The organism is Rheinheimera sp., from assembly GCF_037442345.1.
Classification (GTDB): domain Bacteria; phylum Pseudomonadota; class Gammaproteobacteria; order Enterobacterales; family Alteromonadaceae; genus Pararheinheimera.
Map to the genome: position 1 here is coordinate 1 of NZ_JBBIQL010000015.1, position 12,552 is coordinate 12,552.

Here is a 12,552-nt window from a genome sequence, read left to right on the forward strand (position 1 = left end):
TACGAGATGATTAAAACCTCGGTCAATATTATGCGTGGTTGCTTTGGTGGTTGTTCCTTCTGCTCTATTACCGAACACGAAGGCCGCATTATTCAAAGCCGCTCGCAAGAATCCATTCTGCGTGAAATCGAAGATATCCGTGACAAGGTTCCTGGTTTTACCGGCGTCATTTCCGATTTAGGTGGCCCGACCGCCAATATGTACAAACTGCGCTGTAAAAACCCGAAAGCGGAGCAAACCTGCCGCCGGCCATCCTGTGTCTACCCAACCATTTGTGAGCATATGGACACAGACCAGAGCCCGACGGTGCAGCTGTACCGTTCAGCCCGTAAGCTCAAAGGCGTAAAGAAAATTCTGATAGCGTCCGGCGTACGTTACGATCTGGCGGTGGAAGATCCGAATTACGTCAAAGAGCTGGTGCAGCACCATGTGGGCGGTTACCTGAAGATTGCCCCGGAGCACACCGAAGAAGGCCCATTGTCGAAGATGATGAAGCCGGGCATGGGCGCTTATGACAAATTTAAAGAAATGTTTGACCGCTTCAGCAAAGAAGCGGGCAAAGAGCAGTACCTGATCCCCTATTTTATTTCGGCACACCCAGGCACGACGGACCTGGATATGGTGAACCTGGCGCTTTGGCTGAAAGAGCGGGATTTCCGCTTGGACCAGGTGCAGAACTTTTACCCAAGCCCAATGGCGAATGCGACCACCATTTACCATACCGAGCTGAACTCGCTGAAAAACATCAAAGGCAATACCGAACAGGTGGCGGTGCCCAAAGGCGAACGTCAGCGCCGTCTGCACAAGGCTTTACTGCGTTACCACGACCCGAAGGGCTGGCCGCTGATCCGTGAAGCTTTGCTGAAAATGGGCCTGAAGCATCTGATTGGCACCGCCAAAAGCTGCCTGGTGCCGGATGAAAAACAAGAAGCCAAACTGCTGAAAGGCCCCAAACTGCCGCGCTCTCCGGGCCAACCGGCATTGACCCGACACACAGGCCTGAACCCGGCGAAAAAGGCGGCTACTGGGGTGAAAAAATCCAGCGGTAAAGCCTCGTTCCAGAAAAAACGTCCGGGTTAACCGACAGCCAGTCGTTTTTCGGCTGGCTGCAGTGACCTGCACAGGAGAAGGATATGCCTGTCACTTTACACACCCAACGCCTGCTGTTACGGCCTTTTACGCTGGACGATGCCGAAGCGTTTTTTCCATTGATGGCGTTGCCACAAGTGGTGCGCTATGTTGGCAATAAACCCGTCACTTCAGTGCAGCAGGTGCGCGAGTATTTAGCTCAGCACCCGCTTGAGGATTATCGACACTATGGCTATGGCCGGCTGGCGCTTATTGAACAGGACTCCCAGCGTTTAATCGGTTTTTCCGGCATTAAATTTATTCCAGAAATCCAGCTGCCTGAACTGGGTTACCGCTTGTTACCAGAATTCTGGGGGCAGGGCCTGGCGACCGAAGCCGGAATGGCTGTGCTTGGCTGGGCGCAGCAACTGAGGCTTACTGAACTGGTGGCGTTAATCCACCCGCAAAACCAAGGTTCTAAAGCTGTGGTGGCTAAGCTGGGTTTCCAGTTTCAACAGTCCATTCAGTATTCCTTGTTGGAGCAGGACACTGAACTCTGGTGTAAACAAATTTAACAAAGTTGGTGCCGCCGCCCTTTAGTCACCTGTTGCCCTCTGTTACACTTTGCCGCCTTTTGTTCCGGAGTTTGTATGAACCCTCAGCTTCAAATGTTGTTGCAGTCCCAGGCTGCCCGTTGGCTGTCTTATGCCGTTGCAGTGCTGTTTGGTGTCGTGCTGTATCAGGCCAAGCCCTGGCTGAGCTATTGGTTGCTGCCGGAGCCTATGACCAGCTCGCAGCTCAGGCAGGCGCAACGTTTTGAACAGGCCAATCCCGAAGCCGCTGTTGTGTTGGACGCCTTTTTAAATTTGCGTACTTTGGTGCGGGAAGAAAAAGCCTTGCGTGAACGTTTTGCGCCCTGGGAGCGGCAGGAGCGGGATGAAGGCTGGGCCGAGGCGACCGAATACTTACTGGCACACCTGGCGGTGTCCACCAGCAACAACGAGCTGCGTATTCTGGACAGCGAATGCCGTAACACCCTGTGTCAGGTGCGGTTAATGGCGCCTGTGCCTATGGGCAATGACTTTACCGCCAAGATTCTGCAGTTTGCCAAAGTGCTGAAAGCCGCAGAGTTGGAGTATCAGGACATGGAAACTGAACCTGGCGCTGTGCTGTTGTACTTAAAAGCGAACAAAGACTACAAATTCAGCGGCGCCATAGCGGCGAAGCTGCAGCCGGATGAACGGACTGTCTGGGAACAGGAGGTACTGGCATGGTACAAAAAATGAAGTACCCCGCGCTGATCCTGGCGGCTTATCTGCTGGCCGCGCTGGCCGATTATGCGGTCACCTTCAGCCGTCAGCTGAAATTGCCACAGGCCGCTCACAGCAGTGCTGAACTGTCTGATGAGATGCGTCAGCTGATGCATCAGCATCAGTTATCTGGTGCTGCTTTGTCGCAGTTGATCACGGATGCAGAGCAGCAAAAGCAGCAGTATAAAAACTAAGCGGACACGGCATCAAAGCGCAGCGATAACATCGACAGTGCTTCATGTTCAAACTGGTCGTTAAACCAGCACAATCTGTCCTGCTCTGTGCTGGCACCCAGCACATACAACAAGGGTAAAAAATGATCCGGGTGTGGCACCGCCAGTTGCGCCACGTCACCCAATTGTTGGTAATTTGCCACCTGGTCAAACTGCCGCTGTTCAATCCAATGCCGTACAGGCCGGATAAAATCCAGCGCCCAGCCGGGCACCTTCTCACTGTGCCAGCGCAATAAACGCAGGTTATGCACCAGATTGCCGGACGCCATGATCAGTACCCCCTGATCGCGCAGTGGGCGCAATTGGCTGGCCAGCGCTAAATGCTGTGACGCACTTAAACCTGCGTCCAAACTGAGCTGGACCACGGGAACAGTGGCATCAGGATACAGATGCGTCAGTACAGACCAACTGCCATGATCCAGCCCCCAGTCAGTGCTCAGTCGCACCGGATGGGGCGCCAGCAACGCGGCAATGCGGTCTGCCAGCCCGGGATGGCCAGGTGCCGGGTACTGAAACTGTTGCAACAGGTCCGGGAAACCAAAAAAATCATGCACAGTCGCAGGGTGTGTTTGCGCTGTAACCGCAGTGCCTTGGGTAAACCAATGGGCGGAAATCATCAGGATAGCAGCAGGCGGTTGCGCCGGAATTTGCCGGGCCCAGCTTTGGGTCAGAGTGGTGGACTGCAGCGCATTCATGGGGCTGCCATGACCAAAAAACAGCAGGGGTAAGGTCATTGTTCAGGCTCAGTGGATCGACTGCTGTCAGCTTAAAAAAATTTTTATGGAAAGAATATCGCTAAAAACGCATGAATGAGTTCGACTAAATCGAATCCATTTCCACAGGTTCGGCTGGCGCGTACAGCACTACCCGGTTGCGGCCACTGCGTTTACCACTGTACAGCGCTTGATCGGCACTGCTGCACCATTGGTCCAGCGCATCTGAATGGCTGGCCCGGCGTACCTGAACCCCAAAAGTGGCGCTGATGTGGAAAGACTTTTGCTGATAACACAGTTCCATCTGACTGATAGTGTGACGTAACTCTTCACAGAGTTGCAAAGCCCCTTCAACGGTTGTGTCTGGTAACAGCAGGATAAACTCTTCGCCCCCCCAGCGGGCCACCAGATCCTGTTTACGCAGCCGCTGTACTAACAACTGGCCTATCTGCACCAACACATAATCGCCTGTTTCATGGCCATACTGGTCATTAATCTGTTTAAAATGGTCAACATCCAACAGCACCAGAGCCATCGGCTGTCCGCTGCGTTGTGCCTGCGCCAGGCTGCGTTCAAACTGTTCTGTAAAGGCCAGCCGGTTTGGCAATTGGGTTAAAAAGTCTGTTCTGGCTTGCTGGTTCAGGGCATGGTTAGCGGCCGCCAGTGCCTGAGTGCGTTCAGACACCATCAGATTGAGTTTTTGGTATTGCTTCAGTAAAAGACGGTTACGCCAGCACCATAATCTCCAACTGACGAAGGCTGCAATCAGGGCAAAACCTAACCAGAGTTTGTAGTCTTGCCACCATGGGGCAGGGACCACAAAATGCAGCCTGGCTGCGTTGGTTTCATCCTGAAATGTACTGTTTCTGACCTCAAACACATAAGTGCCGGTTGGCAAGTGATTAAAACTGACCTGATGGATGGTGCCCAGTGGATGCCATTGCTCGCTTAAACCCAGCAATCTGTATTGGTAGTGATGCAGGTCGGTGTAATAAAATTCCAGAAAACTGAAATGGATCTGCAGTCTTTTGGTATGCAAGGGCAAGACCAGCGGCTGCTCCGCGCTGGTGGCCGGCACGGGTATACTTTTCTGATCCAGTTCCAGTTTGCTTATCACCATACTGGTCTGCAGCTCTTCGTCTTTCAGTTTATCTGGCTCAATGCGGAACAAACCCTGATGGGTACCGATAAACAGCTGGTCTTTGTCGTGTTGTGCCAAAGCCCGGACTCCGAGTGACATGGCTGGCAGACCATCTTTGCGGCCAAAGGAATAAATACGCTGGTTGTTGCTGTCGAGCATGGCCAGACCCCGTCTGGTACTGATCCAAATCCGACCGTCACCGCTGTCAGAGACAGCGATCACCCGTTGGTCCGGCAAGCCCTGTTGTTTGCTGTACAGCTGATGTTCGCCGGTGGCCGGATTGAACCAAAACAGGCCCTGATCGGTACAGAGCCACCAACCGCCCCGGCTGGCGGCCTCGGCACATAACAAGGTGTCGGATGGCAAAGGCAGGGGGCTGTCGGCTCCCTGATGAAAGTGGGTCAGTTGGCCTGTCTCTGGGGTTAACCGGTACAGACCACTGAAACGGCTGACCAGCCACAAATGGTTCCGGTCCGGTTTTAGCTGAATGATGGCATCGCCGGGTTGGGTGGCTACCGCATAATGCTGCAGCGTTTTGGTGTCAGAGTTGAGTTGCCAGTGATACAGGCCTTGTTCCCAGACACCAAACCATAAGCTGTTATCGGTGGCTGCGAACAGGCTGGTGATTTCCGGCTGTGGCGGTAAACCTGTGGGCAAGGTCACCTGGCGTGCAACCTGGTCGGATTGCTGGCGGAATAAACCTGCATCTGTTGCTATCCAAAGCTGCTGTCCAGATCGGCTGACGGCCGACACCCGGGTTGGCCTGTTCTGGGTGTCAAAGGGCACTGCTGTGTAGCTTTGCTGCGTTGGGCTAAAGGCCAGCAGTTGCCGGTCCAGTCCGAGCCAAATGTGATCGTTCAGCCATGTCATGCTCTGTAACTGATGCACAGGCAATTCATCATTGGCGGAGACGCCGGGAAAGTACCAAGGTTCGAATAAACGCTCGATGGGGTCGCGTTTAAACAGGCCCAGATTGCGGCTGCTGATCCACAGGACCTGAGTTTTATCCAGATACAGCTGACGAATATCGGCACTGCCCAAAAAGTGCTGTAACTGCTGTTGCTGGCTCAGCAAATACAAACCACGGCTGGTGCCAATCCACAGCCCGGTGCTGTCCTGAAACAGTGCGTTCACCCGTTGAATGGCAGGGGCCGCCTGCACCACTTGCCTTGGTTCAGCAAAAGCCAGCCAATACAACCCCAGTTGGGTGCCAAACCAGACGCCGGCTTCCGTCAGCAACAAGGTGCGAATTTCCTGGCTGTGTTGTCGCGCATGGGGGGATGGCACAGGCCAATGCTGTTTGTCTGTTAAATCCTGGCTGAACCGATACAAGCCTGTGCTCGTGGCAAACCAGAGTGCGCCTAGGGTGTCCTGCTGAATTTGCCAGACCCTGTTGTCCCGCAGCTCCGCCGGTACTTTGTCCGCAGCCGCCAGGTTCAAGCCCGGCTCGACGACACGCAGGCCCGCTACTGTGGCGAGCCAGGTACGGCCTTGTGCATCCTGGTACATGGTCTGGCCATGGTCGGACGGTAAGGCGGGTGTTGAACTGCTATGGTAGCGTCTGAGCAGGGCGCCGTTGTGATCCAGCAGGCTGAACCCCTGGCCCCAGGTACTGACCCATAACTGCCTTTTCGCGCTCAGTATTCTATTCACATTGGCACGGCGCTGTGCAGTTTCCTGTTCAAAAAAAATGGGGTACCGCAACAATTCATAGCCGTCAAACCGTTGCAGACCATCCAGTTCACTGGCCAGCCACAGATAACCTGTCTGGTCCTGCACCAGATCATAACTGACCACTGGGGCATCCTGCACTTGTTCCGAAAACATCGCAAATTGAGGTTGTGGCAACAGTGGAGGGGAAGCACAGGCAATGCCAGTGACAAACAACAGCAGAAATCTCAGGCAAGTGCTTCGCATAAATGACTGTATTAGCTGAATTTCAATTAATGCTAGCAGTTGTTGAGGCCGGCGACAAAGGGGGATTCTGTGCAGAAACAGCAGGCCTGCCATTCAGGCCTGCTGTATGAGCTTAACGCTGGAAGAAAAACGGCTGATTTTTCACCTGCTGCGGGTGCAGCTCGTCCATGCTTTGTGCATCAAACAGACGGCCATTGACCATGCTGTATTTCACCTTATCGGTGTCACGGATATTTTTCAACGGGTCGGCGTCCAGTACTATTAAGTCCGCCAGTTTGCCAGCTTTGATGGACCCCAACTGGTGATCCATACCAAAGGTTTTCGCCGGGTTGATGGTGGCGGTTTTCAGTGCCTGCAGCGGGCTCATGCCCCCTTGGGCAAACATCCAGATCTCCCAGTGAGCCCCCAAACTTTCCCGTTGGCCATGAGCACCGATATTGGTTACCACGCCCAGATCGTTCAGCTCTTTGGCCATTTTGGCAATGGCAAAGTGATTGTAGTGATGGTCTGGTGCTTTGGTACGGCGCATGCTGCGCGGGCGCAGCTCATCGGCTGGAACAAACTTGCTCAGGCGCGGGTGTTTCCAGACGTCGGTTTTGTCGTACCAGTAGTTTTCACCAAAAATACCGCCATAAGCGACCACCAGGGTCGGGGTATAGGCGGTTTGGGTCTGTGACCACAATTGTTTTACATCGTCGTACAGCACCGCGGCTGCCAGTGAGTGTTCTAAGGTGGTGTGGCCGTCCACGGCCATGCTCAGATTGTGCTGCATCAGGGAACCCCCTTCAGGCACCACCATCATGTCCAGTTCACGGGCGGCTTCAATCACCTGCTGACGCTGTTCACGGCGTGGCTGGTTGTAACTTTTTACCGAAAAAGCCCCCACTTTTTTCAGCCGCTCCAGATGGAATTTGGCATCCTCCAGGCTGTCGACATGGGAGGTGTAACCCGCGCCATAAGCCCCGTACAAAATGGTTCCTGTGCTGAAAATACGTGGTCCTACGGTCAGGCCGGCTTTTTGCAGCTCACTGGCAGTAAAGACTTCCTGGGTGTCATTGGACGGGTCGTGGATACTGGTCACGCCCAGTGCCAGGCTGGCGTAATTGGCGTAGTTGCGCTGCGGGATTAACTGGTTCACGCCCTGTGCACCGTGGGCGTGCGCGTCAAACAGGCCTGGCATCAGGGTTTTGCCGCTGATGTCGATCACTTTGGCGTCCGATGGTACCTGCACTTCGTCTTTGCTGCCCACGGCTTTAATGATGTTGCCTTCGACCAGCACCACCGCATCCTGCAACACCTGGTCGCCTTCCATCGTAATAACCTGTCCACCGACAAAAGCCACAGTGCCAGCCGGGGTGGCCACCGGCACTTCAAAGCTTAAATTGGCGCCGTTTTTGGCGGCAATTTTTACTTTACTGCCAACGTCAAACAGGCCGGCAATAGAGCTGTGGTACAGCTCCGGGCCCAAATGCCAGTACAGGCTGGCGCTGTCGGCTGTCCAGCTGATATCGCTGCCTGCTTTGACCGACAGTTGTTTGACCGGAAACTGGCTGTCACTGCCGCTGATATCAATCACGCTGCCGCGTTCAGCAAAAGGGGTGACATACACTTTAAAGCGGTCAATAAAGGCCAGGTATTTGCCGTCCGGCGACACCTTAAATTCAGTGCCGTATTTGGCACTGTACAAGGTGCGCTGCTGTTCTGTCGCCAAATCAATACTTAACAGCACAGGCGACTGGCCATAATCCTGGGCAAAGACCCGGTCGTTCTCTTTGCCGAACATAGGCGCGTAGCCATTACGGGCGATCAGCCGTGGCGCTTCGGCACCACTGACAGGGACAGCATACAAGCCGGTGTCGCGTGAATATTGTTTATTTAACAGCGACCCGGCACCGGACTTGCGGTACACCAGAGTACGGCCATCCGGGCTTAAGGTGGGTTCAACGTATTTGCCTGGTTCCGGTGTCAGAGTACGGTTAGCGCCTGTGGCGATGTCCAGCAGATGCACCGCGCCTTGTTTGTCGTCGTGCCAGCTGACATAAACCAGTTGTTTGCCGTCCCGGGAAAACTGCGGATAAAACTCAAAGTGTTCGGTCTGGCTGGTTAAACGTCGTGGGGTGCCGGATGGCAGCTGCTTGATGTACAAATGCCCCAGTGCGGAATAGACGGCAGTGTTGCCGTCCGGCGACACCTGCACATTGCCCAGCATTTTGACATCCAGTTGATCCGGGTTGATGTCTTGTTTGACCCGCTGGGCCGTCTGAATTTTTTTGCTGCGTTCAATGCTGAATGGGATCTCGCTGCGGCTTTTCTCTTTGATGTTTAATTTATTGATTTTGCCGCCGGCCCAGTACAGCAGATGCTGGTTGTCCGGTGTCCAGCTTAAGGTGGGGTACACGCCGTGTATCGCCCAGGTTTCCTGCATATCCCGGTCCAGTTTGTTATCCAGTTCGGTGTGTTCCCCTGTGGCCAGGTTGTATAAAAACAGCGTGGTCTGGAAATCAACGCGGCGGATATAGGCCAGGTACTTGCCGTCTGGGGATGGGGTCGGGCGAATCGCACCGCCAGCACCGCTCAGCAGCACTTCAATCTCACCTGTTTCCCGCTCAAAGCGTTTAATCACATAAATGCCTTGTTCGGAGTCTTTGCTGTAGTGAAAGGTTTTGCCCGGAGTGTCGTCCTGCGAAAAATAAATGTAGTTGCCGTCCGGCGAAAAGGCCGGTTCGCCTAAATCTTTTTCATCATTGGCTTTGGCGGTCAGCATCACGCCGTCACCACCGCTTTTATGGTATTGCCAGACTTCACCGGCGCCTAACGAACGGGTGTTGGTAAAGTGTTTGCGCGCGACGATAAATTCGCCATCCGGGCTCCAGGCCGGGCTGTTCAGCAGACGGAATTTTTCGTTGGTGACTGGGGTCTGGTTGGTGCCGTCGGCATTCATCACCCAAATATTGTCGCCACCCCCCTGGTCGCTGGTAAAGGCGATGTGCTTGCCGTCCGGGCTGAATACCGGCTGCATTTGCCAGGCAATGTCGGAGGTGAGTACTTTGGCTTTGCCGCCACTGATCGGCATGGTGTAAATGTCGCCGAGCAAGTCAAACGCAATGGTTTTGCCGTCCGGGCTGACACTGACATTCATCCAGGTGCCGCTTTGCACCTTGATGTGAATATCTTCAAACTGACCCAGGGGTTTGTCGACCGACCAGGCGGGTGCCTTGTCGTCGGCCAGCGTTGGACAACTGGCCATCATGGCCAGCGCAAGCAGGTTGTAGTTATAGTTTTTCATGGACAGGTTCCTTGTAAGTTGCCGCATCAAACTGCCATAACTGCACAGCGGGGTAAAGCAAAGCAGACCAATTCACCGCAGAAGCTGACTAACTGCAAAAACTTTGGTCTGGAACAAAAACTGATTACACTGCAACAAGATAGAATAAGCGGAGTGAGGTATGGAGTCTCCTTGTGTGGCCTGTTGCCGCCTGAATGAAGAAAACGTCTGTATTGGCTGTTACCGCCATATGGATGAAATTGTCGACTGGCGTAAAAAAACGCCTGACCAGTACCAGCAGATAGCGCTCAACATAGCGCGGCGCAAAGCGAACTGGCAGACTCCGGTCGCGCAAAAAGCCATGACCCAGCAGGAATGGCTGGATGCCAGACAACGTAACCGGCAGCGGAGTGACAATGCTCACAATTAACTGGCAACCATGGCTGGATATCAGCCCGCTCAGCTGGGCCGGGGTTGGCTGCACCTTGTTGTGTGGCGCTGTGGTAGGGTTGGAACGTCAGCTGCGCGGCAAACCGGCAGGCATTCGCACTTCCATTTTGATCACGTTGGGCACTTATTTATTTGTTGCCCTGAGTTTGTCGCTGCAAACCGCGCTGATGGATCCAAGCCGTATCATCGGTCAGGTGGTCACTGGCATTGGTTTTTTAGGTGCCGGGGTGATGTTAACCCGTGATGGTCTGGTGGTGGGCGTCACTTCGGCGGCGACCATCTGGATGTTAGCCGCTATTGGTGTGGCCGCCGGTATTGGCTATTACCACACCGCTATCTGGTTATCGGTCTTGGTGGTGAGTATCCTGACCGGCGTGAATTTACTGGAAGATGCCAGTTCAGCACTGCGCCGCGGTGTGCACAGAACGTCGAAAGACTGGGTGGAACGGGCGTCCGATAAAAACAACAACGCAGTGGACAAAGGAAAATAAATGTTATTGGAAGCAGTATGGATAGGCTTTGCCTTTAGTTTGGGGCTGATTGTCCGGCTGGTGGGGTTGCCGCCGTTAATTGGATATCTGGCGGCAGGTTTTGTCATTACGGCCACTGGTTCTGAGCTGGATTTACCAAAAGAAGGCAATGCCATTATTGCTCATGTCGCCCATCTGGGGGTGTTGCTGCTGCTCTTTACCGTTGGCCTGAAACTGAATATGCGCAGCCTGACCAAAGCCGAGGTTTTGGGCGGCAGTCTGGCGCATTTTTCTGTGTCGGCGCTGTTTTATGCGCCGGTCATTTACCTCGCTTTTGAACCCGACTGGCCCCATGCACTGATGCTGGGGGCGGCTTTGGCCTTCTCCAGTACGGTATTGGCAGCCAAAGTACTGGAAAATAAACGGGAAATTCGGGCCTTTCATGGCCGGGTGGCTATAGGTATTCTGGTGATGCAGGATCTGATTGCGATGGCATTGTTAAGCCTGTCGCAGGGGACCACGCCTTCGGCATGGGCGCTGCTGGTGTTACTGGTGCCATTGCTCAGGCCCGTGCTCTATAAACTGATGGACTTAATGGGGCATGATGACCTGCAGATTCTGTTTGGTGTGATGCTGGCCGTGGTGGTGGGGGGCTCTGGCTTCCATCTGCTTGGTCTGAGTTCTGAACTGGGTGCCCTGGTGTTTGGCGCTTTATTGGCCGGGCACAGCAGGGCAGGAGAACTGTCCAAAACCCTCTGGGCCCTCAAAGAGTTTTTTCTGGTGGGGTTCTTTCTGCAAATTGGTCTCGGTGGCATGCCGGACCTGCAGGCCTGGTGGTTTGCCGGCCTGATGACATTATTGTTACCAGTGAAAGCCCTGCTGTTTTTTGCGTTGCTGGTGCTGTTTAAATTGCGGGCCCGCAGTGCTTTTTTATCCGGTCTGGCGCTGAGCAACTACAGTGAATTTGCGTTGATTGTGGTGGCTGCGGCGATGCCACAGTTTCTGATCCCTATGGCTTTGACTGTGGCTTTGTCTTTTGTGATGTCGGCCCCGTTGAACCGTTTTGCCCACCCTTTGTATGAGCGGCTGGCGCAGCGGTTGATCCCTTTTGAGCGCGACAGCCATCATCCGGATGAACAGCCGGTGTCACTGGGGGATGCTGAAGTGCTGATTATGGGCATGGGCCGCACCGGCAGTGCGGCCTATGAGTACCTGGAGCATAAATGCCACCTGGTGGCGCTGGACTCGGATCCGGCCAAAGTAGCGCAGCACTTTGAACAAGGCAAAAATGTGCTCTTCGCTGATGCGGAAGATCAGGTGTTCTGGCAGGGGGTGAAACTTGACTGTGTTAAGGCCGTGGTACTTTGCCTCAATGATGTGGAAGCCAAGGTGATCGCCACCCGAAAGCTCCGGCAGGCGGGATTTGCCGGTTTAATTGTGTCGCACAGTATGCACAAGGATGAAGCCCAGCAGATTATGGCTGCCGGTGCCGACCACACTTACCTGACCATGTCAGAAGCTGGTCTGGGTTTGGCCGAGCGGGTGCGTCAGCATATTACCTTGTAGGTGCCGGAGGCTGGGGAGTGGTGGCTCCCCGGCCGATGCGATTAACTGGATAGCTTCAGGCCGATAATACCCAGCAAAATCATTGCAATACTGACCAAACGTGGCCAGCTGGCCGGATCGCCCAGCAAAAAAATGCCAACGATCACAGTACCGACTGCGCCTATGCCGGTCCAGACAGCGTAGGCAGTGCCGACAGGTAAATCCCGCATGGCCAGGCCAAGCAGGCTGATGCTCAGCAGCATGGCCAGTAGCGTCCAGACTGAAGGCCAGAATTTGCTGAAGCCTTCAGTGTATTTCAGACCCACAGCCCAACCGACTTCCAGTAAACCCGCAATAAGAAGCAGAACCCAATTCATACCAAATCTCCAACGACTCACAGCAACCCTGTTACTGAAGTCATGTGCTGTTGCTTGCAGTGA

At 54.1% G+C, this 12,552-nt stretch carries 11 protein-coding genes; 7 read left to right on the forward strand and 4 right to left on the reverse strand.

Annotated features, from left to right (window positions below):
• The 4 genes from WKJ04_RS10460 to WKJ04_RS10475 all read left to right on the forward strand — a co-directional run.
• A partial coding sequence (locus WKJ04_RS10460; protein WP_337880376.1) for a DUF3362 domain-containing protein occupies window positions 1–1,080 on the forward strand: 1,080 nt, incomplete at its 5' end.
• 53 nt (window positions 1,081–1,133) lie between these two features.
• A complete protein-coding gene (locus WKJ04_RS10465; RefSeq protein ID WP_337880377.1) occupies window positions 1,134–1,643 on the forward strand; it encodes a GNAT family N-acetyltransferase in 510 nt (169 codons plus the stop codon).
• Between the two features lie 75 nt (window positions 1,644–1,718).
• Window positions 1,719–2,354 (forward strand): hypothetical protein, encoded by a 636-nt coding sequence (locus WKJ04_RS10470; RefSeq protein ID WP_337880378.1) that lies wholly within the window; start codon window positions 1,719–1,721, stop codon window positions 2,352–2,354.
• Complete coding sequence (locus WKJ04_RS10475) at window positions 2,339–2,572, forward strand: hypothetical protein (protein ID WP_337880379.1); 234 nt, start codon at window positions 2,339–2,341, stop codon at window positions 2,570–2,572. The genes WKJ04_RS10470 and WKJ04_RS10475 overlap by 16 nt, the downstream gene beginning before the upstream one ends.
• Here WKJ04_RS10475 and ygiD read toward each other — a convergent pair.
• From ygiD to WKJ04_RS10490, 3 genes are all read right to left on the reverse strand, one after another.
• The gene (ygiD, locus tag WKJ04_RS10480; protein ID WP_337880380.1) at window positions 2,569–3,345 is read right to left on the reverse strand and encodes a 4,5-DOPA dioxygenase extradiol; all 777 of its coding nucleotides are present in this window, start codon (window positions 3,343–3,345) and stop codon (window positions 2,569–2,571) included. The two genes, WKJ04_RS10475 and ygiD, sit on opposite strands and share 4 nt — an antisense overlap.
• Window positions 3,346–3,430: 85 nt before the next feature.
• Window positions 3,431–6,382, reverse strand: a complete 2,952-nt coding sequence (locus WKJ04_RS10485; protein WP_337880381.1) for a diguanylate cyclase — start codon at window positions 6,380–6,382, stop codon at window positions 3,431–3,433.
• Window positions 6,383–6,494: 112 nt separating this feature from the next.
• On the reverse strand, window positions 6,495–9,668 hold the full coding sequence (locus WKJ04_RS10490) for an amidohydrolase family protein (protein ID WP_337880382.1): 3,174 nt from the start codon (window positions 9,666–9,668) through the stop codon (window positions 6,495–6,497).
• 160 nt (window positions 9,669–9,828) lie between these two features.
• On the opposite strand from WKJ04_RS10490, the gene WKJ04_RS10495 reads away from it, so the two are divergent.
• Genes WKJ04_RS10495 through WKJ04_RS10505 form a run of 3 tightly spaced genes read left to right on the forward strand, consistent with a single transcriptional unit; the run spans window position 9,829 to window position 12,133 of the window.
• A complete protein-coding gene (locus WKJ04_RS10495) occupies window positions 9,829–10,077 on the forward strand; it encodes a DUF1289 domain-containing protein (RefSeq protein ID WP_337880383.1) in 249 nt (82 codons plus the stop codon).
• Window positions 10,064–10,588 (forward strand): MgtC/SapB family protein, encoded by a 525-nt coding sequence (locus WKJ04_RS10500; protein ID WP_337880384.1) that lies wholly within the window; start codon window positions 10,064–10,066, stop codon window positions 10,586–10,588. Before WKJ04_RS10495 ends, WKJ04_RS10500 begins: the two co-directional genes overlap by 14 nt.
• On the forward strand, window positions 10,589–12,133 hold the full coding sequence (locus WKJ04_RS10505) for a cation:proton antiporter family protein (protein WP_337880385.1): 1,545 nt from the start codon (window positions 10,589–10,591) through the stop codon (window positions 12,131–12,133).
• Between the two features lie 41 nt (window positions 12,134–12,174).
• Here the strand turns inward: WKJ04_RS10505 and sugE are convergent, their stop codons facing one another.
• Complete coding sequence (sugE, locus tag WKJ04_RS10510) at window positions 12,175–12,489, reverse strand: quaternary ammonium compound efflux SMR transporter SugE (RefSeq protein ID WP_337880386.1); 315 nt, start codon at window positions 12,487–12,489, stop codon at window positions 12,175–12,177.
• Window positions 12,490–12,552: the final 63 nt, after the last annotated feature.

What these genes read in the sequence shown, in the direction of transcription:
- ygiD (WP_337880380.1), bottom strand. Translation starts at nt 3,345, where the DNA reads ATGACCTTACCCCTGCTGTTTTTTGGTCATGGCAGCCCCATGAATGCG.
- WKJ04_RS10490 (WP_337880382.1), bottom strand. Translation starts at nt 9,668, where the DNA reads ATGAAAAACTATAACTACAACCTGCTTGCGCTGGCCATGATGGCCAGT.
- WKJ04_RS10495 (WP_337880383.1), top strand. Translation starts at nt 9,829, where the DNA reads ATGGAGTCTCCTTGTGTGGCCTGTTGCCGCCTGAATGAAGAAAACGTC.
- WKJ04_RS10500 (WP_337880384.1), top strand. Translation starts at nt 10,064, where the DNA reads ATGCTCACAATTAACTGGCAACCATGGCTGGATATCAGCCCGCTCAGC.
- WKJ04_RS10505 (WP_337880385.1), top strand. Translation starts at nt 10,589, where the DNA reads ATGTTATTGGAAGCAGTATGGATAGGCTTTGCCTTTAGTTTGGGGCTG.
- WKJ04_RS10465 (WP_337880377.1), top strand. Translation starts at nt 1,134, where the DNA reads ATGCCTGTCACTTTACACACCCAACGCCTGCTGTTACGGCCTTTTACG.
- WKJ04_RS10470 (WP_337880378.1), top strand. Translation starts at nt 1,719, where the DNA reads ATGAACCCTCAGCTTCAAATGTTGTTGCAGTCCCAGGCTGCCCGTTGG.
- sugE (WP_337880386.1), bottom strand. Translation starts at nt 12,489, where the DNA reads ATGAATTGGGTTCTGCTTCTTATTGCGGGTTTACTGGAAGTCGGTTGG.
- WKJ04_RS10485 (WP_337880381.1), bottom strand. Translation starts at nt 6,382, where the DNA reads ATGCGAAGCACTTGCCTGAGATTTCTGCTGTTGTTTGTCACTGGCATT.
- WKJ04_RS10475 (WP_337880379.1), top strand. Translation starts at nt 2,339, where the DNA reads ATGGTACAAAAAATGAAGTACCCCGCGCTGATCCTGGCGGCTTATCTG.